Source organism: Pseudomonas sp. A6 (assembly GCF_052367875.1).
Taxonomy (GTDB): domain Bacteria; phylum Pseudomonadota; class Gammaproteobacteria; order Pseudomonadales; family Pseudomonadaceae; genus Pseudomonas; species Pseudomonas citronellolis.
This window is the reverse complement of record NZ_CP198970.1, coordinates 1,583,738-1,604,406: the sequence shown is the minus strand read 5'-3', so window position 1 is coordinate 1,604,406 and position 20,669 is coordinate 1,583,738. Positions and strand designations below refer to the sequence as shown.

The window sequence follows — 20,669 nt, the reverse complement described above, 5'->3', positions numbered from 1 at the left end:
AAAATAGCGGGCACGGGGACGGCCATCTTAACCGTCCACCGCCGCCTTCGCCGAGCCTGCGAGCCCGCCGCCGTGGTCATTTCCACGCGCACCGGCAGACCGCCACTATACTTCCCAGGCTTTTTCCGCTATTGAACCGGAGACTGCTCCCATGCTGAAACGCACCCTGGCGCTCGCCGCCTGTTTTGCGCTGTCCCTTTCCGCCAGCTTCACCCAGGCCGAAACCCTGAAGGAACTGAAGGTCTCGGCGATCCCCGACGAAGCCCCCACCGAGCTGCTGCGCAAGTTCAAGCCGCTGGGCGAATACCTGCAGGAACGCCTGGGCATGCCGGTGAAGTTCATCCCGGTGTCCGACTATGCCGGCGTGGTCGAGGCCCTGGCCGCCGACCGCCTGGACATGGCCTGGCTGGGCGGCTTCACCTTCGTCCAGGCGCGGCTGAAGACCGGCAACGCCATTCCCCTGGTGCAGCGCGAGCAGGACCAGCAGTTCACCAGCAAATTCATCAGCGCCGACCCGCACGTGAAGTCGCTGCAGGACCTCAAGGGCAAGACCTTCGCCTTCGGCTCGGTGTCCTCCACCTCCGGCAGCCTGATGCCGCGCTACTTCATGCAGAAGGATGGCATCGTCCCCGAGCAGTTCTTCTCCCGCGTGGCCTACTCCGGCGCCCACGACGCCACCGTGGCCTGGGTCCAGGCCGGCAAGGTGGACGCCGGCGTGCTCAACGCCTCGGTGTGGCAGAAGCTGGTGGACGCCGGCAAGGTCGACACCGACAAGGTGAAGGTCTTCGCCACCACCCCGACCTACTACGACTACAACTGGACCGTGCGCGGCAACCTCGACCCGGCCCTGGCCGAGAAGATCAAGCAGGCCTTCCTCGACCTCGACCCGAGCAAGCCGCGCGACAAGGCCATCCTCGACCTGCAGGCGGCCAGCCGCTTCATCGAGACCAAGCCGGAGAACTACAAGGGCATCGAGGAGTCGGCCCGCGCCGCCGGCCTGTTGAAGTGAGCCTGCGCCTGACCGGCGTGGAGCACCAGCACGCCAACGGCCAGCGCGCCCTCGCCGGCATCGACCTGAGCGTCGAGGCCGGCGAGCGGGTGGCGATCATCGGCCCCTCGGGCGCCGGCAAGACCACCCTGTTGCGCGTGCTGGCCACCGCCCTGAAGCCCAGCCACGGCGAAATCGAACTGCTCGGCAGCCAGCCTTGGCGCTTGAGCAGTCGGGCCCGCCAGCGCCTGCGCGCGCGCATCGGCCTGATCCACCAGGCGCCGCCGCTGCCGCCGCGCCAGCGGGTGGTCAACGCCGTGCTGGCCGGGCGCCTCGGCCAGTGGCCGCTGTGGAAGAGCCTGGCCAGCCTGCTCTACCCGCTGGACATCGACGGCGCCCGCGAAGCCCTGCGCAGCCTGGACCTGGCCGACAAACTGTTCCAGCGCTGCGACCAGCTTTCCGGCGGCCAGCTGCAGCGCGTCGGCATCGCCCGCGCGCTGTACCAGCAGCCGCAACTGCTGCTGGCCGACGAGCCGGTCTCGGCGATGGACCCGGTGCTCGCCGGGCACACCCTCGACCTGCTCACCCGCGAGGCCGCCAACCGTGGCCTGACGCTGCTGGCCAGCCTGCACGCGGTGGACCTGGCGCTGGCGCACTTCCCGCGCATCGTCGGCATCCGCGACGGGCGCATCGTCTTCGACAAGCCGGCCGCCAGCGTCAGCCCGGACGACCTGCAGCAGCTCTACGCCAACGAGCAACTGAGCCTGGATGCCCCGGCGCCGGTCGAGCCCCTGCACGTGGTGCAGATCCCGCGATGCTGAAACCCCGCGACCCCGCCGCCCTGCCGCGGCTGCTGCTGACCGCCCTGGCGCTGCTGTTGCTGTGGCCCGGCCTGCGCCTGAGCGAACTGGACATCCGCGGCCTGTTCACTGGCGACAACGCGCGCACCATGGCCGGCTTCCTCGCCGGCTTCTGGCCGCCGGCCCACGACGCCGAATTCCTCGCCATCCTCGGCCGCGCCACCCTGGAAACCCTGGCCATCGCCACCGCCGGCATGGCCCTGGCCTGGCTGATCGCCTTCCCCGCGGCGCTGCTGGCCACCCGCGCGCTGTCGCTGTCCGCCCTGCCCCGCGGCGGCCTGCCGGCCTGGTGGGCGCGCGCCCTGCGCTGGCCGGTGCGGCTGCTGCTGATCGTGCTGCGCAGCATCCCGGAGATCGTCTGGGCGCTGCTGTTCGTCCGCGCCGTCGGCCTGGGCCCCACCGCCGGCGTCATGGCCATCGCCATCACCTACGGCGGCATGCTCGGCAAGGTCTACGCGGAAATCTTCGAATCGGTGGACCCGCGCCCCACCCGCGCGCTGCTGCTGGGCGGCGGCTCGCGCCTGGGCGCCTTCGCCTACGGACTGCTACCCCAGGCGGCCAGCGAGATGATCTCCTACACCGTGTACCGCTGGGAGTGTGCCATCCGCGCCTCGGTGGTCATGGGCTTCGTCGGCGCCGGCGGGCTCGGCCAGCAGGTCGACCTGTCGCTGCGCATGTTCGCCGGCGGCGAGGTGGCCAGCATCCTGCTGACCTTCCTGCTGCTGGTGCTGGGCGCCGACCAGCTCAGCCGCTTCCTGCGCCGGAGGCTGGAATGAACCGCGCCCGCGCCGGACTGCTGCGCGCCATCGGCTGGAGCCTGGCGATCCTGCTCGCGGTGGCGGCCTCCTTCATCTATCTGCAAGTCGACAGCGATGGCCTGCTCAGCGGCGAAGGCCTGCGGCAGATGCTCGGCTACGCCCGCGACTTCTTCCCGCCGGACCTGTCCGCCACGCACCTGAGCGCGGTGGCCCGCGGCGCTCTGGAAACCCTGGCCATGTCGGCCCTGGGCACATTGCTCGCGGCGCTGCTGGGCATGCTCTTCGCGCTACCGGCCGCCGGCCGCTTCGGCGCCGCCGCGCAGAGCCTGGCGCGCTTCGTCCTCAACGCCCTGCGCGCGGTGCCGGAACTGGTGTGGGGCGCGCTCATGGTGCTGGCCGCGGGCCTGGGCCCCAACGCCGGCACCCTGGCCCTGGCCCTGCACACCGGCGGCGTGCTCGGCCGATTGTTCGCCGAAGCCCTGGAAAACACCCCGGCCGAACCCGCCGAGGCCCTGCGCCTGGGCGGCAGCGGGCGGGTCGCGGCCTTCGCCTACGGCACCCTGCCGGCGGTCTGGCCGCAACTGGTGGCCTACATCCTCTACCGCTGGGAGAACAACATCCGCATGGCCAGCGTGCTCGGCTTCGTCGGCGCCGGCGGCCTGGGACAGATGCTCTACTTCAGCCTCAGCCTGTTCCAGCAGGCCCAGGCGGCCACGGTGATCCTCGCCATGCTGGTGCTGGTGCTGGGCGTCGACACCCTCAGCGCCTGGGCGCGGCAGCGGTGGGTCAGTGCCTGAGGGCGTAGGGCGGAACACCGGAGCCGAACAACAATGGCGGATAACGCCGTACGGATTTCCAGAGAACTTTAGGTGCTGGGTTCAAGAGCGCCCTCTCCCCAACCCTCTCCCGCAAGCGGGAGAGGGGGCTGTTCGGAGTGGGGGGAGAATCCTGAGTCATCCTGATACGCCCAACCCCCACCTCGTCATTCCCGCGAACGCGGGAATCCAGTGACTGCGGGGTTCGCGAGCAAGCTCGCTCCTACGAAAAGCAAAAGCAAAAGCAAAAGCGCGTTTGCTCTTGGACTTCCAGAGAAATAGCCGCGCGCACCGAAACGCCCCTTCAGAAGGCCGAGCGAAACCGGCGCTCAGGAGGTCATGCGACATGGATGTCGCGAGAGCCCCGTGGGCTACAGGGACGTACCCTCGGGGCGGGCCTCCGTGGCGGGGGAGTTCGCGAGGGTAGCCCGACTCTGTCGGGCCCGTATGTCGGGGCAAGCCTTTTTGGTTCCTTTTGTGGCGTTTGACAAAAGGGACTCGCCCGAGGGGGCGAAACAAGAAACATCCGAGCACGCCGAAGCGGCGCAAACACACCCAAACCAGAAGTCTCTGGGTTCCCGCGTTCACGGGAATGACGGGGTGGAGATCGGAGCACGGAGCCGAGGTCCCCCGCTCCGCAAGCAAAGCCATGGCCCACCCCATATGAAAAATGCCGTTTCCCCCACCCAGAGAAACGGCATCCTCTTTTAAGTAAACAAGCAACATCACGGCACCCGCCGGACCTCCGCGTATCAGCGCTCACTCACCGCCATGGAGCACCTTGTCCAGGTCCACCGGATCCCCCGGATGGGTCCCCAGCTTGACGCGAATGTCCTCGAACATCGCATCGTATTCCTTATGGATGCGCACGATCGGCCCGAAGCGCGGGTGCAGGCCATGCTTCTGCGCAATGCGGGTAGCATCGCTGGCGAAGTTGAAGGCCTGGTCCTTGGGCATGTCGAACTCTTCCTTGAAGGCATTGCCGTCGATGCTGCCGTCCATGGTGAAGTGGACATAGGCGCCCTTCTCGGCGTCGTGGCGAATCTCGTAGTACAGGTGGATATCCAGCGCCTGCTGGTCAAGGCCCGGCAGGGCGTGGAGATGCAGGTGACCAGGCTCGAACATGACGTGACTCCTTGCAGTGGTCCCGCAAGTCTAGCTCGCCTGCGGGCAACGCAAGCCGCCCCGGGTCAATGCAGGCGGTTTTTTTCCGCACGCTCCTGCACCAGCACCCAGGGCGCCACCACCACCGCCCACAGCTGCGGGTCGCGTTCGAGGAAGTCGCGGGCGCGGGCCTCGTCGACCCGCGCCAGGTCGCCGCTGGCCAGCCAGGCGGCGACCTTCTGGCGGTCGTCCTCGGCCACGGCCTGCGCGGCCTCCACCAGGTCCACGGCCTCGCCCACCAGCAGCAGGGCGCCGCGGGCGAAGAACGGCTGCAGCTCCTGCCAGGAAATCATCGCGGTCTCGCCGAGCAGCTTGGCATAGAGGGTGCTAGTTTGTTCAGTCATGGTGCTCACCGGGAAATCAGGCGGCGCCATGATACCGCCCGGTCGGCGCCAGGCAAGTTTCCCGGGAGCCGCGGGGGCGGATGGGACCAAAGGAGGGTACTGGCACAACGCCGTTTTTCTATACGTTTATTGCGACTTTGCGACATGGGGCGAAACGCCCCGCCGCCAGCGGCTTTTCAAGCGGCGAAGCGGCACTCTACACTGTACCGGTACAGTTGCCGGCGGCTTCCCCCGGGCGCAAAGCCCGTCGAACCGCGGCCACGAACCACAAGAACGAAAACACAAGAAAGAGTGGAGCATTATGAAAAAGGGTACCCAACGTCTTTCCAAACTGTTGACCGCCATGGCCCTGGCCGGCGTCGCCAGCTATTCGATGGCCGCCGATACCATCAAGATCGCCCTGGCCGGTCCGGTGACCGGTGCGGTCGCCCAGTACGGGGAGATGGAGTTCGTCGGCGCCAAGATGGCCATCGAGCAGATCAACAAGGCCGGCGGCGTCGACGGCAAGCAGCTCGAAGGCGTGGTCTACGATGACGCCTGCGATCCGAAGCAGGCCGTGGCGGTCGCCAACAAGATCGTCAACGACGGCGTCAAGTTCGTCGTCGGCCACCTGTGCTCCAGCTCCACTCAGCCGGCCTCGGACATCTACGAGGACGAAGGCATCCTGATGATCTCCCCGGCCTCCACCAGCCCGGACATCACCAGCCGCGGCTACAAGCTGATCTTCCGCACCATCGGCCTGGACAACATGCAGGGCCCGACCGCCGGCAAGTTCATCGCCGAGCACGTCAAGCCGAAGATCGTCGCGGTCATCCACGACAAGCAGCAGTACGGCGAAGGCATCGCCACCGCGGTCAAGAAGACCCTGGAAGACGCCGGCGTGAAAGTCGCCCTGTTCGAAGGCATCAACGCCGGCGACAAGGACTTCTCCTCGCTGATCGCCAAGCTCAAGCAGGCCAAGGTCGACTTCGTCTACTACGGCGGCTACCACCCGGAACTGGGCCTGCTGCTGCGCCAGACTTCCGAGAAAGGCCTGAAAGTCGGCTTCATGGGCCCGGAAGGCGTCGGCAACAAGGAAATCTCCGCTATCGCAGGCCCGGCTTCCGAAGGCCTGTACGTGACCCTGCCGAAGTCCTTCGACCAGGATCCGAAGAACCAGGCCCTGGTCGCCGCCTTCAAGGCCAAGAACCAGGACCCGAGCGGCCCGTTCGTGTTCCCGGCCTACGCCGCCGTGCAGGTCATCGCCGACAGCATCAAGAAAGCCGGCAGCGAAGACACCGAAAAGGTCGCCGCCGCCCTGCGCAGCAACACCTTCGATACGCCCACCGGTGCCCTGGCCTTCGACGAGAAGGGCGACCTGAAGAACTTCAACTTCGTGGTCTACCAGTGGCACAAGGACGGCACCAAGACCGAAGTCAAATAAGGTCTGCCGCCTGAGGTCCAGAGCCCACTGCACCCGCAGTGGGCTTTGTTTATTCCGCGTATTCCGGGGGTCCGTCGCGCCACAAGCGCCGCTTCACGCGACGCCCGAGGAGTTAGGTGATGCCTGAGCTCTATCACTACCTGCAACAGCTGGTCAACGGCCTTACCGTTGGCAGCACCTATGCCCTGATCGCCATCGGCTACACCATGGTCTACGGCATCATCGGCATGATCAACTTCGCCCATGGCGAGGTTTACATGATCGGCTCGTACGTAGCCTTCATCGTGATCACCGGCCTGGCCATGATGGGGATCGTCAGCCTGCCGATCGTCATCTTCTGCACCTTCGCCGCTGCCATCATCGTCACCAGCGCCTATGGCTACAGCATCGAACGGATCGCCTACCGCCCGCTGCGCGGCAGCAACCGGCTGATCCCGCTGATCTCCGCCATCGGCATGTCGATCTTCCTGCAGAACGAGGTCCTGCTCGCCCAGGATTCCAAGGACAAGGCCATCCCCAACCTGCTGCCGGGGAACTTCGTCTTCGGCGATCCCAGCTACGGGGTGACCGTCTCGTACATGCAGGTGCTGATCTTCATCGTCACCCTGCTGGCCATGTACGGCCTCAGCCTGTTCATCTCCCGCTCCCGCCTGGGCCGCGCCTGCCGCGCCTGCGCCGAGGACATCAAGATGGCCAACCTGCTGGGGATCAACACCAACAACATCATCGCCCTGACCTTCGTCATCGGCGCCAGCCTCGCGGCCGTGGCCGCAGTCCTGCTGGGCCTGCAGTACGGCGTGATCAACCCGAACATCGGCTTCCTCGCCGGCATCAAGGCGTTCACCGCCGCGGTGCTCGGAGGCATCGGCAGCATTCCGGGCGCCATGCTCGGCGGCCTGGTGCTGGGCGTCGCCGAAGCCTTCGGCGCCGACGTGTTCGGCGACCAGTACAAGGACGTGGTGGCCTTCAGCCTGCTGGTCCTGGTGCTGCTGTTCCGCCCCACCGGTCTGCTCGGTCGTCCGGAGGTGGAGAAGGTATGAACAAGCGACTCAAGACGGCTTTCTTCAGCGCCCTGCTGGTGCTGGCGGTGGCCTACCCGATCCTCGGCCTGAAACTCAGCGTCATCGGTATCGGCCTGCAGCTGGAAGGCGTCAGCCCCAGCACCCTGTGGACCATCGCCGCGTGCGCCGTGGCCATGTTCGTCTGGCAACTGGTGCGCGACCGCTTCAGCTTCAGCCGTGGCCGCACCCTGCACCTGGGCGAGAACAACTTCCTGTACCGCTCGCTGACGCAGCCCTCGGTGCAGCGCAAGGTGATCATCGTGATGATCCTGGTCGCCCTGGCCTGGCCCTTCTGGGGCTCGCGCGGCGCGGTGGACATCGCTACCCTGGTGCTGATCTACGTGCTGCTGGGCCTGGGCCTGAACATCGTGGTGGGCCTCGCCGGCCTGCTCGACCTCGGCTACGTCGGCTTCTACGCCGTGGGCGCCTACAGCTACGCGCTGCTCTCGCACTACTACGGCCTGGGCTTCTGGACCTGCCTGCCGATCGCCGGGGCGATGGCCGCGCTGTTCGGCTTCCTGCTCGGTTTCCCGGTGCTGCGCCTGCGCGGCGACTACCTGGCGATCGTGACCCTGGGCTTCGGCGAGATCATCCGCGTCCTGCTGCGCAACCTCACCGGCCTGACCGGCGGCCCCAACGGCATCAGCAACATCGAGAAGCCGAGCCTGCTCGGCCTGACCTTCGAGCGCCGCGCCCCCGAGGGCATGCAGACCTTCCACGAGTTCTTCGGCATCGCCTACAACTCGAACTACAAGGTCGTGTTCCTCTACCTGGTGGCGCTGCTGCTGGTGCTGCTGGTGCTGTTCGTCATCAACCGCCTGCTGCGCATGCCCCTGGGCCGCGCCTGGGAAGCGCTGCGCGAGGACGAGATCGCCTGCCGCGCGCTGGGCCTGAACCCGACCATGATCAAGCTCTCGGCCTTCACCCTCGGCGCCTGCTTCGCCGGGTTCGCCGGCAGCTTCTTCGCCGCGCGCCAGGGCCTGGTGACCCCGGAGTCGTTCACCTTCATCGAGTCGGCCACCATCCTCGCCATCGTCGTCCTCGGCGGCATGGGCTCGCAGCTGGGCGTAATCCTCGCCGCCGTGGTGATGATCCTGCTGCCCGAACTGATGCGCGAGTTCAGCGAATACCGCATGTTGATGTTCGGCGCCATCATGGTGCTGATGATGATCTGGCGTCCGCAGGGCCTGCTGCCGATGCAGCGCCCGCACCTGGAGTTGCGTAAATGAGTCGACCGATTCTTGAAGTATCCGGCCTGACCATGCGCTTCGGTGGCCTGCTGGCCGTCAACAGCGTCGCGCTCAAGGTCGAGGAAAAGCAGGTGGTCTCGATGATCGGCCCCAACGGCGCCGGCAAGACCACCGTGTTCAACTGCCTGACCGGCTTCTACCAGCCCACCGGCGGGCAGATCCTGCTGCGCGGCGAGCCCATCCAGGGCCTGCCGGGCCACAAGATCGCCCACCGCGGCGTGGTGCGCACCTTCCAGAACGTCCGCCTGTTCAAGGAAATGACCGCGGTGGAGAACCTGCTGGTGGCCCAGCACCGGCACATCAACACCAACTTCTTCGCCGGCCTGCTGAAGACCCCCGGGTTCCGCCGCGCCGAGGCCGAGGCGCTGGACTACGCGGCGCACTGGCTGGAAGTGGTCAACCTCAAGGACGTCGCCAACCGCCCGGCCGGCACCCTGGCCTACGGCCAGCAGCGCCGCCTGGAGATCGCCCGCTGCATGATGACGCGCCCGCAGATCCTCATGCTCGACGAGCCGGCCGCCGGCCTCAACCCGCGCGAGACCGAGGACCTCAAGGCGCTGATCGCCATGCTGCGCGCCGAGCACGGCGTGACCGTGCTGCTGATCGAGCACGACATGAAGCTGGTGATGAGCATTTCCGACCACATCTACGTGATCAACCAGGGCACGCCCCTGGCCGACGGTACCCCGGAGCAGATCCGCGACAACCCGGACGTGATCAAAGCCTATCTGGGGGAGGCCTGAGCCATGCTGAAGTTCGACAAGGTCTCCACCTTCTACGGCAAGATCCAGGCCCTGCACGAGGTCAGCCTGGAAGTGCAGCAGGGCGAGATCGTCACCCTGATCGGCGCCAACGGCGCCGGCAAGTCGACCCTGCTGATGACCCTCTGCGGCTCGCCGCGGGCGGCCTCCGGCAGCATCAAGTACCTCGGCGAGGAACTGGTCGGCCAGGAGTCTTCGCACATCATGCGCAAGAGCATCGCGGTGGTCCCCGAAGGCCGCCGGGTGTTCGCCCGCCTGACCGTCGAGGAAAACCTGGCCATGGGCGGCTTCTTCACCAGCAAGGGCGACTACCAGGAGCAGATGGACCGCGTCCTGGGCCTGTTCCCGCGCCTGAAGGAACGCTTCAGCCAGCGCGGCGGCACCATGTCCGGCGGCGAGCAGCAGATGCTCGCCATCGGCCGCGCGCTGATGAGCAAGCCCAAGCTACTGCTGCTCGACGAACCGTCCCTGGGCCTGGCGCCGATCATCATCCAGCAGATCTTCGACATCATCGAACAGCTGCGCAGCGAAGGCGTGACCGTCTTCCTCGTCGAGCAGAACGCCAACCAGGCGCTGAAGCTCGCCGACCGCGGCTACGTGCTGGAGAACGGCCACATCGTGATGCAGGACACCGGCGCCAACCTGCTGGTCAACCCCAAGGTACGCGACGCCTACCTGGGGGGTTGAGCCTCTTGCGGCAAAAGAAAACGGCCCTTCGGGGCCGTTTTTCTTTGGTTCTCCAGCAATGTATATCCCATTGACATATCCCTCATCATCCTTACCATGAAGCCTCCCCTTTCCCCATCCCGGAGGCCGAGCATGGAACAAGGCGCCGTATTCCAGAGCAACCGCAGCCAGGCCGTGCGCCTGCCCAAGGCCGTCGCGCTGCCTGAAGACGTGAAGCGCGTAGACGTCGTGGCCATCGGCCGAACCCGCATCCTCACCCCGGCCGGGGAGAGCTGGGACAGCTGGTTCGACGGCGAGAACGTCAGCGCCGACTTCATGAGCGAGCGCGAGCAACCGGCGGAACAGGAACGCGAGGGGTTCTGATGCTGAAGTTCATGCTCGATACCAACATCTGCATCTTCACCATCAAGAACAAGCCGCAAGTCGTTCGCGAGGCCTTCAACCAGCACCATGGGCAGTTGGCGATCAGTTCGGTGACGCTGATGGAACTGATATACGGTGCCGAGAAGTCCTCCATGCCGGAACACAACCTGGGCATCGTCGAAGGCTTCGCCGCCCGCCTGGAAGTGCTCGACTACGACGGCAACGCGGCGGCCCACACTGGGCAACTGCGCGCCGAACTGGCGCGAATCGGCAAGCCCATAGGCCCCTACGACCAGATGATCGCCGGGCACGCCCGTTCCCGCGGGCTGATCCTGGTCAGCAACAACCTGCGCGAATTCGAGCGGGTACCGGGGCTGCGCCTGGAGGACTGGACTGCGGCCCCATCGCCTTAGGTGCCGCTGCGGAATCTGTTCGCGAGCAAGCTCGCTCCTACGAAAAGCCGTGCACGCCTGTAGCGTAAGAGCAGGCCCTGCCTGCGAATCGCGCGCAGGGCGCGCTCCTACATTGGACTGCGCCCTCTGCGGACCTGCGAAAACGGCAGGATGAAACCTCCCTCCCCGATCGCACGGACAGCCCCCTCTCCCGCTTGCGGGAGAGGGTTGGGGAGAGGGAGCGGCGTCAATCCGAAACACAGTTGCCGCCGGTAAACACCGTTCGCGAGTAGGAGCGCGCCCTGCGCGCGAAATCGCGGGCAGGGCCCGCTCCTACATTGGCATGGCATGGCGGATAGCCGCAGGAATGCACGGTCGTAGGAGCGGACCTTGTCCGCGATAGCCGGAACCACCGGCGCGATTCGCGGATGAGATCCGCTCCTACGCTGCCCCACCCGCGCCATTCCCATGAGGGATTCAACCCGCCGCCCGCGCCTCGTCCTCTTCGCGCTGAGCGAGGAACTCCAGCATCTTCTGGCTGCCATCGGTGAGGTCGGCGCAGATGGCTGCGCGCGCCGCGGCGCCATCGCCTTTCTGCAGCGCGTGCAGCACTTCCCAGTGGTGCTCCACCGCCATGCGTTCGTTGAAGCTGCCGTAGGTCCGCGCGATCAGCGGCCCGGTGCGCATCCACAGGCTGTCGAGGAAGCCCTTGAGCAGCGGCATGCCGGCGATCTCGGCGAGGGCGAAGTGGAAGGCCTGGTTGAGCTTGAGCGCCGCCACCAGGTCGTCGGCGTGGATGGCCGCGAGGTTGTCGCGGATGTTCTTCTCCAGCATCGCCAGTTGCGCGGGCGTGACGCGGCCGGCCGCGGTCTCGGCGGCCAGGCCCTCCAGGGCCACGCGGATGCTGCGGATTTCCAGGTACTGCTCGCGGCTCAGCACCGGCACGCGGATGTCCCTTGGCGTGCGCAGCACCAGGGCCTGCTCCTTGGCCAGTTGCAGGATGGCGTCGCGCACCGGCGTCACGCTGGTGCCCAGCTGCTGCGCCAGGTCGCGGATGCGCAGGCGGTCGTCGGGCTGGAAGCGTCCGGTGATCAGCGCCTCGCGCAGCAACGCGTAGACGCCGCTGCCCAGGTAGGCGTGGTTGAGGCCGTCGATGGGATAGTTCATGGGCTCCTCGTGCTATTCCGGGCGCGATGATGCGGCGGTCGCCGGCGAATTGCCAGCCACCCGCTCAGACGTGCTGGCCGCCATTGACGTGGATTTCCGCGCCGTTCACGTACGAAGCCCCCTGGGTGCACAGGAAGTGGATCAGCGAGGCCACCTCCTCCGGCTTGCCCAGGCGGTGCATGGGGATGTCGCGCTCGACGATCAGTTCGGTGCCCGACGACAGGATCGAGGTATCGATTTCCCCCGGCGCGATGGCGTTCACCCGCACGCCGTGGCGGCCGAAGTCGTAGGCCATCTCGCGGGTCAGCGCCGCCAGCGCGGCCTTGGACGAGGCGTAGGCGACGCCGGCGAAAGGGTGCACCCGCGAGCCGGCGATGGAGGTGACGTTGATGATGCTGCCCTGGGCCGCCTTCAGCTCCTCGAACAGCCCGCGGGCCAGCAGCGCGGTGGAGAACAGGTTGACGTTGAACACCTTCAGCCAGGTGCCGTAGTCGCTCTCCAGCACGCCCATGCGCTGGCCTTCCGGGCCCTTGGGCGAAATGCCGGCGTTGTTCACCAGGGCGTCCAGTCGGCCGCCGAGCTTCTCGCGGATGGCTGGCAGGGCGGCCTCGACGCTGGCGATGTCCTCGAGGTCCAGGTGGATGTGGTTGAGCAGCCCCTCGGCCCAGGGGCATTCGGCCACCCAGTCCTGGCGCGAGGCGGTGAACACCCGCCAGCCGGCGGCGTTGAAGTGCTTCACGGTGGCGTGGCCGATGCCGCGGCTGGCGCCGGTGAGCAGCAGGGTCCTGGGTTCGCTCATGTGCGTGTCCATCCATTCGGGCTTGCGGAGTGCGTTCGATAATGACGCAATCGGCCGTCGAATAAAATATGATGCATCATATTTTCTTTATGCTTTAATGGCCGCCAGCCCCACAAGAACGACAAGCACGACAAGAACCGGAGTCCCCGCGCATGCCGCTGACCGCCCTCGCCCACGATCCCCTGCTGGAAGCCACGCCCGCCCAGGTCACGCCGGACCAGGCCGCGGCCATCGCCCGCGACTGCTTCGGCCTGGAAGGCCCGCTGCAACGCCTGGCCGGGGAGCGCGACCTGAACTTCCAGATCGGCGCCCACGACAGCGCCAGCCGCCTGCTCAAGCTGTCCCACCCACTGGAGGACCCGCAGGTGGTGGACTTCCACAACCGCGCCCTGCTGCGCGTCCAGCAGGCCGACCCGAACCTGCCGGTGCAGCGCGTCTACCCGGCCCTCGACGGCCAGTACCAGACCTGGGTGGAAGTGGACGGCCAGCGCATGCTGGCGCGGCTGATGTCCTTCGTCGAAGGCCTGCCGCTGCACCGCGTGCCCCAGCGCTCGACGGCGCTGCGGCGCAACCTGGGCGAAGCCCTGGCGCGCCTGGACCTGGCCCTGCACGGCTACCAGCACCCGGCCTCCGGCCACGAACTGCTCTGGGATCTGCAGCACGCCCAGCGCCTGCGCCCGCTGCTGCGGCACATCGACGACGGCGAGCTGCGCGGCCTGGTCGAGCGCGCCCTGGACAACTTCGAGGAACACGCCCTGCCGCGCCTGCCGACGCTGCGCGCCCAGGTGATCCACAACGATCTCAACCCGCACAACGTGATAGTCGACGCCGCGCACCCCGAGCGGCTGCGCAACATCCTCGACTTCGGCGACATGGTCCATGCCCCGCTGGTCAACGACCTCGGCGTGGCCGCCGCCTACCAGCTGGGCAGCGAGGGCGACGTGCTGGCCCCGGCCCTGGAATTCATCGCCGCCTATCACGCGCGCAACCCGCTGCTGGAAGCCGAGCAGGACATCCTCTGCGACCTCATGGCCACCCGCCTGGTGCTCACCCTGGGCATCACCGCCTGGCGCGCCAGCCTGCACCCGGAGAACCGCGACTACATCCTGCGCAACGCCCGCCAGGCCCGCGCCAGCCTGCAGGGCCTGGCCGGGCTGTCCCGATCCGAGGCGCGCGAACGCATCGCCCGCGCCTGCCACGAGGAGTCCCCCGCATGACCATGACCAATGGCTACAGCCCGGCCGACGCCGAGCGCCTGAGCGACAAGGAACGCAGCCTGATCGAGCGCCGCGAGCGCCTGCTCGGCCCGGCCTACCGGCTGTTCTACGAGCGCCCGCTGCACACGGTGCGCGGCGAGGGCGTGTGGCTCTACGACGAGCGGGGCCGGCGCTACCTCGACGCCTACAACAACGTCGCCTCGGTCGGCCACTGCCACCCGCGGGTGGTCGAGGCCATCGCCCGCCAGGCGGCGGTGCTGAACACCCATACGCGCTACCTGCAGGAAGGCATCCTCGACTACGCCGAGGACCTGCTGTCCACCTTCCCCGCAGAACTCGGCCAGGTGATGTTCACCTGCACCGGCAGCGAGGCCAACGACCTGGCCCTGCGCATCGCACGCCACCACACCGGCGGCAGCGGGGTGATCGTCACCCGCTTCGCCTACCACGGCGTCACCGGCGACATTTCCGAACTCTCGCCGGCGCTGGGCAGCGGCATCACCCTGCCCGCCCACGCCCGCACCGTGCGCGCGCCGGACGCCTACCGCCTGGGCACGGAGAACGTCGCCCGCCTGCTCGCCGAGGACGTGCGCGCCGCCATCGCCGACCTGCGCGCCAACGGCATCGAGCCCGCCGCGCTGCTGGTGGACGGCATCTTCGCCAGCGACGGCGTGTTCGCGGGCCCCATCGGCGTCCTAGCCGAAGCGGTGGCCGTGGCCCGCAGCGAAGGCCTGCTCTACATCGCCGACGAAGTGCAGAGCGGCTTCGCCCGCACCGGCGAGCACATGTGGGGCTTCCAGCGCCACGGCGTGCAGCCGGACCTGGTCACCCTGGGCAAGCCCATGGGCAACGGCCAGCCCATCGCCGGCGTGGTCGCGCGCCCCGAGGTGCTGGAAAGCTTCGGCCGCAGCGTGCGCTACTTCAACACCTTCGGCGGCAACCCGGTGAGCTGCGCCGCCGGCCAGGCGGTGCTCGACGTGATCCGCGACGAAGGCCTGCAGCAACGCTCGGAACGGCTCGGCAACTACCTGCGCGAGGGCTTCCAGCGCCTGGCCCAGCGCCACGAACTGATCGGCGACGTGCGCGGCGCCGGGCTGTTCCTCGGCGTCGAACTGGTCGCCGACCGCGCCAGCAAGGCCCCGGCCGCCGCGCAGACGCGCCGGGTGGTCAACGCCATGCGCGAGCGCGGCGTGCTGATCAGCGCCGCCGGCCCGCAGGAGAACATCCTCAAGATCCGCCCGCTGCTGGCCTTCGAACAGGAACACGCCGACCTGCTGATCGACACCCTGGACGCCGCCCTGGCCGAAACCGCCGGCTGAACGGGGCGCGCCGCTACAGGTGCACGCCCAGGTTGACCATCCCGGCCGAGTTGCCCAGCACCACGAACTCGCTGGCGAAGCGGCCGACCTGGGCGCCGACCGAGGGAATGACGGCCGGCGCCACGCCGTAGCGGTTGAGCGGGATCTTGTCGCGGTACTCGCCGCGGTAGCCCTGGATGGCGCCGCCGGTGACCTTGAAGTAGAACGGCGAGTCGTCCAGGTCGAAACGCTTGCCGGCGTAGACGTAGTTGGAGCGCTGGCGGAACGAGTTGCGGAAGGTCGCGCCGCCCCACACCCAGCCATCGTCGCGGTTGCGCTCGACACCGATCAGGTCCTGGTGGTTGTTGTGTTGCGGGTCGTGGTTCCAGTGCCGGGTGAGCACGCTGGTCTGCAGGTACCAGGAGTCGCCCTCGCCGGCCCAGGCGGCGGGCGCCAGCAGCAACGCCGCCAGCAGGATCAGCGCCTTGTTCATGACTGTGCCTCCTGCACGGCGGCTCAGAGCGTCACGCGGCTGGCGCCGTTGACACTCATGATGCGGACGCGGTCGCCAACGCGGAAGCGCTGGCCGGCATCCACCGCCTGGACGTAGGCGCGGGACATGCCGTCGTCCTCGCGGACCACGATTTCCACGCCCTGGGTACGCGTCAGGCCCTCTTCCACCGCCGAGCCGGCGGCCCCACCAGCGACGCCGCCGAGAACGGTGGCGATGGCGGCGCCACGGCCACCCCCGATGCCGCTGCCGGCGATACCGCCGACGGCGGCACCGGCCAGGGTGCCGATCGGCGTCCTGGTGCCTTCGATCTGCACCGCGCGCAGGGATTCGATGGTGCCCATGCGCACGCTCTGCACCGCGCGGGCATCGGCGCGGGAATAGCTGCTGCCGGACAGGTTCGAGGCACAGCCGGACAGCACCAGGGCGCTGCCGACGAAGGCGGCGAGCAGCAGGGAGCGGGAGGCTTTCGGGGTCGAGGTTTTCATGGTCGGGTCCTCGCGGACGGTCACTAAGGGAATGGACAAAGCCTATTCCCTCGTCACTGAACACCCCCTGAACTCCAGCTGAACCCACACTGAACGAAGCTGAACGAAGCCGTTTTCAGCCCTGTAATTGCAGCAGGCGCTGGCGGGCGCGCTCGAACCAGGCCAGCAGGTAGTCCACCAGCAACTGCGTGCGCCGCGGCAGCCCGCCCTGGTAGGGGTGCACCAGGAACACCGGCGTGCTGCGCGTCTGGTAGTCGCGCAGCAACCAGCGCAGGCGGCCGTCGGCCAGTTCGTCCTGGAGCATGTAGGACGGCAGCCGGGCGATGCCGACGCCGGCCAGCGCCGCCTTCTTCAGCAGGGTGTAGTGGTTGCTCGCCAGCACCCCGCCGACCTCCACGCGGAACAGCTCGTGCTGGCGCTGGTACAGCCACGGGCCAGGGCCCGGGTAGTGGGTGTTGAGCAGGCAATTGTGCCCGGCCAGGTCCGCCGGCCGCTGCGGCTCACCGTGGGCGGCGAGGTATGCCGGGGTGGCGCAGGTCAGTTCCTGCAGGGCGAACAGCGGATGCGCCACCAGGCGCTCGTCGCCGCCGACGCCGGAGCGGATCGCCAGGTCGAAGCCGTCGGCCACCAGGTCGCGGCGCTCGTTGGCCAGGTCCAGTTCCAGGCGGATGCCCGGATGGCTGCGGGAGAACTCCACCAGCCAGGCGTCGAAGAAGGTCTCGCCGAGGGACACCGGCACACTCATGCGCACCGTGCCACGCGCCTCCTCCTGCAACCGCGCCACCGCCTGCCGCGCCCGCGCCGCCTGGGCGTTGAGCGCCTGGGCCTCGGGCAGCAGGGCCTGGCCGGCGGCGGTCAGCGCCAGGCTTCGCGTCGTGCGGTGCAGCAGGGTCACACCCAGGGACTGCTCCAGGGCGCTGATGCGCTTGGACAACTGCCCCTTGCTGCAACCCAGGCGCTCGGCGGCGCGAGTGAAGCTGCCGCATTCCAGCAACACGGCGAAGGCCGAGAGGTCTTCCAGTTCGCCCATGATTGTTTCCCCACGAAAACGCCAGGTTGCCGATTACCCCGGTTATCTCAACAAAATACGTCCCTAGACTGGCTCCGTCACCCACTCACTCCCGGAGTCAGCATGAAGATCATCCTCGTCGGCGCCAGCGGCACCCTCGGCCAGGCCGTGGCCAGCGAACTGGGCCAGCGCCATGAGATCGTCCGCGTCGGCCGCAGCAGCGGCGACCTGCGCGTGGACATCACCGACAGCGCCTCGATCCGAGCCCTGTTCGAGCAGGTAGGCCCCTTCGACGCCCTGGTCAGCGCCGCCGGCAAGGTGCACTTCGCCCCGCTCGCCGAGATGGGCGAAGCGGAGTACGCCGTCGGCCTGAAGGACAAGCTGATGGGCCAGGTCAACCTGGTGCTGATCGGCAGCCACTACGCCAACGACGGCGCCTCCTTCACCCTGACCACCGGCATCCTCAGCGAGGAGCCGATCCGCCAGGGCAGTTCGGCAACCCTGGTCAACGCGGCGGTGGAAGGCTTCGTGCGCAGCGCCGCCATCGAACTGCCGCGCGGGCAGCGGGTCAATGCGGTGAGCCCGAACGTGCTGGTGGAGTCGATGGCGGGCTATGGGCCGTTCTTCCGCGGCTTCAAGCCGGTGCCGGCGGCGGATGCGGCGCTGGGGTTCGCGCGGAGTGTGGAAGGGGCGGAGACGGGGCGGGTCTACAAGGTTTGGTGAGTGTGGGGCGGGGGCTACTTGCTACTTGTAGGAGCGAGGGGGACGCCTAGTTCTTGCACGCGAATCCTCAAGAGCGCCCTCTCCCTAACCCTCTCCCTGAAGGGAGAGGGGACCGTTGGGCAGACACGGATGTTCTGGAGTTAGCCGGTAACACCGAAAGCTACCGGCTGAAACCTGACCCTCTCTCGGCACGGACAAGCCCCCTCTCCCTTCAGGGAGAGGGTTGGGGAGAGGGGACGGCGTCAACCCCAAACACCGAAGCCACCGGATAACTCCGTTCGCGAGCAAGCTCGCTCCTACGAAAAGCCAACCCCCTCACTCCTTCTTCCCCGCATAGCACACCGGCGAACTCCCCTCTCCCACCCTTTCCATCTCATCCTCCAGAAACTCCGCCAACACCCGCGCATTGTTGTGCTCGGTATCCTTCGCGCCATAGAGCAGCGTCAGGTCGCCCTTGCCAGCGATCCCCAGCAGCTTCCACCAGTGCTCCGGATGCGCCGCCAGTTCGGCGTGGTAGGCGCGGCGGAATTCCTCGAACAGGCCGGGATCGTGGTGGAAGCGCTGGCGCAGCTCGGTGGACGGCGCCACGTCCTTGAGCCATTCGTCCATGTGCAGCTCCTCCTTGTTGATGCCCCTGGGCCAGAGCCGGTCCACCAGGACCCGGTAGCCGTCCTCCGCGGCCGGGGCCTCGTAGGCGCGCTTGTAGCGAATCATCGGATGCCTCCTTTTGCGACTGTCCCTACCACTGTAGCCCTTGAGCAGGTGCCATTGGCTCGGTAACGTGGGCGCATTTTTCCGGGAGCCCTATCTCATGCGCCAAGCCCGTCTCTTCCTCTATGCCCTGCTGCCCCTGTTCGCCGCCTGCCAGGTGTGGAAGCCCGAGCCCACCCGCCAGGATGCGCCGACGCGGGTACAGGGCGAGGTCACCCGCGAGGACGGCGGCCTGGTGCTGCGACCGTGCAACGAGCAGCGCCGCTTCAACCTGGTGGACGGCGCCGACAGCGCCGTGGCCCGCGAGTCCCGCGACCTGTTCGCCGACGGCGCCGGCAAGCTGTTCATCGACGCGCGCGGCGCCTATTCCGGCGGCCAGGCCAGCAACACCGACGGCAAGTTCGAAGTGCGCTCGCTGTACCGCCTGCAGAACGAGGGCCACGGCTGCGACGACCCCAACTTCAGGCAGACCATCGTCCAGGCAGGCGGCAACGAGCCGGGCTGGAGCGTGATGGTCAACGCCCAGGGCCTGCTGCTGCAGCGCCCGGGGCAGCCGGACCAGGTGCTGCCCTACGTGGTGGAAAGCGTGCCCGGCGGCAGCAGCAGCTATTCCACCGAGGCCAACGGCGAGAAGCTGGAGCTGTGGGTGGCCCCGGCGCGCTGCGTCAACGGCATGAGCGGCGCGGTGAACAACCTCACCGCCGAACTGCGCCTGGACGACAAGGTCATGCGCGGTTGCGCCTACCCCGGCGCCGCCTACCAGGAATAAGCCGGCCCGTCACAACCCCAGCGCCGGCAACGCCTCCGGCAGTGCGCTGCCCTGCTCCACGCAGGCGCGCACCGCATCGATCATCGGCTCCAGCTGGAAGCCCTGCTGGATCAACCACAGCGGGTCGTAGTAGCTGGTCGCGTAGCGTTCGCCGCCGTCGCAGAGGATCGCCACGATCGAGCCGGACTCGCCGCGATCGAGCATGCTCCGCGCCGCCAGCAGCGCGCCCACCAGGTTGGTCCCGCTGGAGCCGCCGACGCGCCGGCCCAGGCGCTGCGCCAGGTAGTGCATGGCCGCCAGCGACCAGGCATCGGGCACCTTGACCATGGCGTCGAGCACCGCGGGCAGGAAGGACGCCTCCACCCGCGGCCGACCGATGCCCTCGATGCGCGAGCCGCAGTCCAGGGTCAGGCTGCGGTCGCCGGTGCGGTAGGCATCGAAGAACACCGAGCGCTCGGCGTCGGCGCAAAGCACGCGGGTCTGGTGCCGGCGGTAGCGGGCGAAGCGCCCGAGGGTGGCCAGGGTGCCGCCGGTGCCGGGGCTGGAGACCAGCCAGGCCGGCTCGGGGAAGCGCTCGTGGCGCAGTTGCTGGAAGATCGATTCGGCGATGTTGTTGTTCGCCCGCCAGTCGGTGGCGCGCTCGGCGTAGGTGAACTGGTCCATGAAGTGCCCGCCGCTCTCGCGGGCCAGGCGCTCGGACTCGGCGTAGATCTGCGTGGGGTCGTCCACCAGGTGGCTGCGGCCGCCGTAGAAGGCGATCTGGGCGATCTTCTCCTTCGAGGTGCTGGCCGGCACCACGGCGATGAAGGGCAGCCCCAGCAGGCGCGCGAAGTAGGCCTCGGAGATCGCCGTGGAACCGCTGGAAGCCTCGATCACCGGCGCCCCCGGCTTCAGCCAGCCGTTGCACAGCGCGTAGAGGAACAGCGAGCGCGCCAGGCGGTGCTTGAGGCTGCCGGTGGGGTGGCTGGATTCGTCCTTGAAGTACAGGTCGATGCCGGGCAGGCCGGGCGCTTCCAGGGGGATCAGGTGGGTGTCGGCGCTGCGCTGGAAGTCCGCCTCGATGATGCGGATGGCTTCGCGGGTCCAGTCACGGATGTCGATGGACATGGGG

The 20,669-nt window shown here is 67.8% G+C and carries 24 protein-coding genes; 15 read left to right on the top strand and 9 right to left on the bottom strand.

Annotation, left to right across the window (positions count from 1 at the left end; translation table 11 throughout):
- The first annotated feature begins 151 nt into the window (after positions 1 to 151).
- Genes ACTWJ5_RS07305 through phnE form a run of 4 tightly spaced genes read left to right on the top strand, consistent with a single transcriptional unit; the run spans position 152 to position 3,403 of the window.
- Positions 152 to 1,009 (top strand): putative selenate ABC transporter substrate-binding protein, encoded by an 858-nt coding sequence (locus tag ACTWJ5_RS07305; protein ID WP_074976565.1) that lies wholly within the window; start codon positions 152 to 154, stop codon positions 1,007 to 1,009.
- On the top strand, positions 1,006 to 1,809 hold the full coding sequence (locus tag ACTWJ5_RS07300) for a phosphonate ABC transporter ATP-binding protein (protein ID WP_444437987.1): 804 nt from the start codon (positions 1,006 to 1,008) through the stop codon (positions 1,807 to 1,809). Before ACTWJ5_RS07305 ends, ACTWJ5_RS07300 begins: the two co-directional genes overlap by 4 nt.
- The gene (locus ACTWJ5_RS07295; protein ID WP_444437985.1) at positions 1,803 to 2,624 is read left to right on the top strand and encodes a PhnE/PtxC family ABC transporter permease; all 822 of its coding nucleotides are present in this window, start codon (positions 1,803 to 1,805) and stop codon (positions 2,622 to 2,624) included. The genes ACTWJ5_RS07300 and ACTWJ5_RS07295 overlap by 7 nt, the downstream gene beginning before the upstream one ends.
- Positions 2,621 to 3,403 carry a phosphonate ABC transporter, permease protein PhnE gene (gene phnE, locus ACTWJ5_RS07290; RefSeq protein ID WP_261746785.1) on the top strand — a complete coding sequence of 261 codons (783 nt, stop codon included), beginning with the start codon at positions 2,621 to 2,623 and terminating at the stop codon, positions 3,401 to 3,403. Before ACTWJ5_RS07295 ends, phnE begins: the two co-directional genes overlap by 4 nt.
- Before the next feature lie 777 nt (positions 3,404 to 4,180).
- Here the strand turns inward: phnE and ACTWJ5_RS07285 are convergent.
- A complete protein-coding gene (locus ACTWJ5_RS07285) occupies positions 4,181 to 4,546 on the bottom strand; it encodes a DUF5064 family protein (protein WP_074976575.1) in 366 nt (121 codons plus the stop codon).
- A gap of 65 nt (positions 4,547 to 4,611) precedes the next feature.
- On the bottom strand, positions 4,612 to 4,929 hold the full coding sequence (locus tag ACTWJ5_RS07280; protein ID WP_074976809.1) for a DUF2288 domain-containing protein: 318 nt from the start codon (positions 4,927 to 4,929) through the stop codon (positions 4,612 to 4,614).
- A gap of 301 nt (positions 4,930 to 5,230) precedes the next feature.
- Here ACTWJ5_RS07280 and ACTWJ5_RS07275 point away from each other — a divergent pair, with 301 nt between their 5' ends.
- The 7 genes from ACTWJ5_RS07275 to vapC all read left to right on the top strand — a co-directional run bounded on the left by ACTWJ5_RS07275 (position 5,231) and on the right by vapC (position 10,887).
- A complete protein-coding gene (locus ACTWJ5_RS07275) occupies positions 5,231 to 6,352 on the top strand; it encodes a branched-chain amino acid ABC transporter substrate-binding protein (RefSeq protein WP_074976577.1) in 1,122 nt (373 codons plus the stop codon).
- Positions 6,353 to 6,471: 119 nt separating this feature from the next.
- Positions 6,472 to 7,392: a high-affinity branched-chain amino acid ABC transporter permease LivH gene (gene livH / locus ACTWJ5_RS07270; RefSeq protein WP_074976578.1), complete on the top strand. Its 921-nt coding sequence runs from the start codon at positions 6,472 to 6,474 to the stop codon at positions 7,390 to 7,392.
- Entirely contained in the window at positions 7,389 to 8,642 is a 1,254-nt protein-coding gene (locus ACTWJ5_RS07265) for a high-affinity branched-chain amino acid ABC transporter permease LivM (RefSeq protein WP_074976580.1), read from the top strand. Before livH ends, ACTWJ5_RS07265 begins: the two co-directional genes overlap by 4 nt.
- Positions 8,639 to 9,406 carry a high-affinity branched-chain amino acid ABC transporter ATP-binding protein LivG gene (gene livG, locus ACTWJ5_RS07260; RefSeq protein ID WP_074976582.1) on the top strand — a complete coding sequence of 256 codons (768 nt, stop codon included), beginning with the start codon at positions 8,639 to 8,641 and terminating at the stop codon, positions 9,404 to 9,406. The genes ACTWJ5_RS07265 and livG overlap by 4 nt, the downstream gene beginning before the upstream one ends.
- 3 nt (positions 9,407 to 9,409) lie before the next feature.
- A complete protein-coding gene (locus ACTWJ5_RS07255; RefSeq protein WP_009620638.1) occupies positions 9,410 to 10,111 on the top strand; it encodes an ATP-binding cassette domain-containing protein in 702 nt (233 codons plus the stop codon).
- A gap of 132 nt (positions 10,112 to 10,243) precedes the next feature.
- Positions 10,244 to 10,474: a type II toxin-antitoxin system VapB family antitoxin gene (gene vapB / locus ACTWJ5_RS07250; RefSeq protein ID WP_009620639.1), complete on the top strand. Its 231-nt coding sequence runs from the start codon at positions 10,244 to 10,246 to the stop codon at positions 10,472 to 10,474.
- On the top strand, positions 10,474 to 10,887 hold the full coding sequence (vapC, locus tag ACTWJ5_RS07245) for a type II toxin-antitoxin system tRNA(fMet)-specific endonuclease VapC (RefSeq protein WP_009620640.1): 414 nt from the start codon (positions 10,474 to 10,476) through the stop codon (positions 10,885 to 10,887). The genes vapB and vapC overlap by 1 nt, the downstream gene beginning before the upstream one ends.
- Before the next feature lie 456 nt (positions 10,888 to 11,343).
- On the opposite strand, the gene ACTWJ5_RS07240 is transcribed toward vapC, so the two are convergent.
- Both ACTWJ5_RS07240 and ACTWJ5_RS07235 read right to left on the bottom strand, forming a co-directional pair.
- A complete protein-coding gene (locus ACTWJ5_RS07240) occupies positions 11,344 to 12,033 on the bottom strand; it encodes a GntR family transcriptional regulator (RefSeq protein WP_074976587.1) in 690 nt (229 codons plus the stop codon).
- Between the two features lie 64 nt (positions 12,034 to 12,097).
- Complete coding sequence (locus ACTWJ5_RS07235; protein WP_009620642.1) at positions 12,098 to 12,832, bottom strand: SDR family NAD(P)-dependent oxidoreductase; 735 nt, start codon at positions 12,830 to 12,832, stop codon at positions 12,098 to 12,100.
- 152 nt (positions 12,833 to 12,984) lie between these two features.
- Here ACTWJ5_RS07235 and ACTWJ5_RS07230 point away from each other — a divergent pair, with 152 nt between their 5' ends.
- Positions 12,985 to 14,049, top strand: coding sequence for a phosphotransferase (locus tag ACTWJ5_RS07230; protein ID WP_444437978.1), 1,065 nt, complete (start codon positions 12,985 to 12,987; stop codon positions 14,047 to 14,049).
- Entirely contained in the window at positions 14,046 to 15,368 is a 1,323-nt protein-coding gene (locus ACTWJ5_RS07225) for an aspartate aminotransferase family protein (RefSeq protein WP_444437976.1), read from the top strand. Before ACTWJ5_RS07230 ends, ACTWJ5_RS07225 begins: the two co-directional genes overlap by 4 nt.
- A 13-nt stretch (positions 15,369 to 15,381) precedes the next feature.
- On the opposite strand, the gene ACTWJ5_RS07220 is transcribed toward ACTWJ5_RS07225, so the two are convergent.
- From ACTWJ5_RS07220 to ACTWJ5_RS07210, 3 genes are all read right to left on the bottom strand, one after another.
- Positions 15,382 to 15,840 carry a sn-glycerol-3-phosphate transporter gene (locus tag ACTWJ5_RS07220; RefSeq protein ID WP_444437974.1) on the bottom strand — a complete coding sequence of 153 codons (459 nt, stop codon included), beginning with the start codon at positions 15,838 to 15,840 and terminating at the stop codon, positions 15,382 to 15,384.
- Between the two features lie 23 nt (positions 15,841 to 15,863).
- Positions 15,864 to 16,346, bottom strand: coding sequence for a glycine zipper 2TM domain-containing protein (locus ACTWJ5_RS07215; protein WP_444437972.1), 483 nt, complete (start codon positions 16,344 to 16,346; stop codon positions 15,864 to 15,866).
- A gap of 115 nt (positions 16,347 to 16,461) precedes the next feature.
- Entirely contained in the window at positions 16,462 to 17,376 is a 915-nt protein-coding gene (locus ACTWJ5_RS07210) for a LysR family transcriptional regulator (RefSeq protein WP_444437970.1), read from the bottom strand.
- Between the two features lie 102 nt (positions 17,377 to 17,478).
- Between ACTWJ5_RS07210 and ACTWJ5_RS07205 the strand changes: the two genes are divergently transcribed.
- Entirely contained in the window at positions 17,479 to 18,078 is a 600-nt protein-coding gene (locus ACTWJ5_RS07205) for a short chain dehydrogenase (protein ID WP_444437968.1), read from the top strand.
- 315 nt (positions 18,079 to 18,393) lie between these two features.
- On the opposite strand, the gene ACTWJ5_RS07200 is transcribed toward ACTWJ5_RS07205, so the two are convergent.
- Positions 18,394 to 18,792, bottom strand: a complete 399-nt coding sequence (locus ACTWJ5_RS07200; RefSeq protein WP_256514593.1) for a DUF488 domain-containing protein — start codon at positions 18,790 to 18,792, stop codon at positions 18,394 to 18,396.
- Positions 18,793 to 18,889: 97 nt separating this feature from the next.
- Here ACTWJ5_RS07200 and ACTWJ5_RS07195 point away from each other — a divergent pair, with 97 nt between their 5' ends.
- The gene (locus ACTWJ5_RS07195) at positions 18,890 to 19,558 is read left to right on the top strand and encodes a COG3650 family protein (RefSeq protein ID WP_256514592.1); all 669 of its coding nucleotides are present in this window, start codon (positions 18,890 to 18,892) and stop codon (positions 19,556 to 19,558) included.
- Positions 19,559 to 19,567: 9 nt separating this feature from the next.
- Here the strand turns inward: ACTWJ5_RS07195 and ACTWJ5_RS07190 are convergent, their stop codons facing one another.
- Positions 19,568 to 20,665: a PLP-dependent cysteine synthase family protein gene (locus tag ACTWJ5_RS07190; RefSeq protein WP_043314167.1), complete on the bottom strand. Its 1,098-nt coding sequence runs from the start codon at positions 20,663 to 20,665 to the stop codon at positions 19,568 to 19,570.
- Positions 20,666 to 20,669: the final 4 nt, after the last annotated feature.

Bases quoted from the DNA above. Each gene is read 5' to 3' on its own strand.
- ACTWJ5_RS07305 (WP_074976565.1), top strand. From the start codon at position 152: ATGCTGAAACGCACCCTGGCGCTCGCCGCCTGTTTTGCGCTGTCCCTT.
- ACTWJ5_RS07295 (WP_444437985.1), top strand. From the start codon at position 1,803: ATGCTGAAACCCCGCGACCCCGCCGCCCTGCCGCGGCTGCTGCTGACC.
- phnE (WP_261746785.1), top strand. From the start codon at position 2,621: ATGAACCGCGCCCGCGCCGGACTGCTGCGCGCCATCGGCTGGAGCCTG.
- ACTWJ5_RS07285 (WP_074976575.1), bottom strand. From the start codon at position 4,546: ATGTTCGAGCCTGGTCACCTGCATCTCCACGCCCTGCCGGGCCTTGAC.
- ACTWJ5_RS07280 (WP_074976809.1), bottom strand. From the start codon at position 4,929: ATGACTGAACAAACTAGCACCCTCTATGCCAAGCTGCTCGGCGAGACC.
- ACTWJ5_RS07275 (WP_074976577.1), top strand. From the start codon at position 5,231: ATGAAAAAGGGTACCCAACGTCTTTCCAAACTGTTGACCGCCATGGCC.
- livH (WP_074976578.1), top strand. From the start codon at position 6,472: ATGCCTGAGCTCTATCACTACCTGCAACAGCTGGTCAACGGCCTTACC.
- ACTWJ5_RS07265 (WP_074976580.1), top strand. From the start codon at position 7,389: ATGAACAAGCGACTCAAGACGGCTTTCTTCAGCGCCCTGCTGGTGCTG.
- livG (WP_074976582.1), top strand. From the start codon at position 8,639: ATGAGTCGACCGATTCTTGAAGTATCCGGCCTGACCATGCGCTTCGGT.
- ACTWJ5_RS07255 (WP_009620638.1), top strand. From the start codon at position 9,410: ATGCTGAAGTTCGACAAGGTCTCCACCTTCTACGGCAAGATCCAGGCC.
- vapB (WP_009620639.1), top strand. From the start codon at position 10,244: ATGGAACAAGGCGCCGTATTCCAGAGCAACCGCAGCCAGGCCGTGCGC.
- vapC (WP_009620640.1), top strand. From the start codon at position 10,474: ATGCTGAAGTTCATGCTCGATACCAACATCTGCATCTTCACCATCAAG.
- ACTWJ5_RS07240 (WP_074976587.1), bottom strand. From the start codon at position 12,033: ATGAACTATCCCATCGACGGCCTCAACCACGCCTACCTGGGCAGCGGC.
- ACTWJ5_RS07235 (WP_009620642.1), bottom strand. From the start codon at position 12,832: ATGAGCGAACCCAGGACCCTGCTGCTCACCGGCGCCAGCCGCGGCATC.
- ACTWJ5_RS07230 (WP_444437978.1), top strand. From the start codon at position 12,985: ATGCCGCTGACCGCCCTCGCCCACGATCCCCTGCTGGAAGCCACGCCC.
- ACTWJ5_RS07225 (WP_444437976.1), top strand. From the start codon at position 14,046: ATGACCATGACCAATGGCTACAGCCCGGCCGACGCCGAGCGCCTGAGC.
- ACTWJ5_RS07220 (WP_444437974.1), bottom strand. From the start codon at position 15,840: ATGAACAAGGCGCTGATCCTGCTGGCGGCGTTGCTGCTGGCGCCCGCC.
- ACTWJ5_RS07215 (WP_444437972.1), bottom strand. From the start codon at position 16,346: ATGAAAACCTCGACCCCGAAAGCCTCCCGCTCCCTGCTGCTCGCCGCC.
- ACTWJ5_RS07210 (WP_444437970.1), bottom strand. From the start codon at position 17,376: ATGGGCGAACTGGAAGACCTCTCGGCCTTCGCCGTGTTGCTGGAATGC.
- ACTWJ5_RS07205 (WP_444437968.1), top strand. From the start codon at position 17,479: ATGAAGATCATCCTCGTCGGCGCCAGCGGCACCCTCGGCCAGGCCGTG.
- ACTWJ5_RS07200 (WP_256514593.1), bottom strand. From the start codon at position 18,792: ATGATTCGCTACAAGCGCGCCTACGAGGCCCCGGCCGCGGAGGACGGC.
- ACTWJ5_RS07195 (WP_256514592.1), top strand. From the start codon at position 18,890: ATGCGCCAAGCCCGTCTCTTCCTCTATGCCCTGCTGCCCCTGTTCGCC.
- ACTWJ5_RS07190 (WP_043314167.1), bottom strand. From the start codon at position 20,665: ATGTCCATCGACATCCGTGACTGGACCCGCGAAGCCATCCGCATCATC.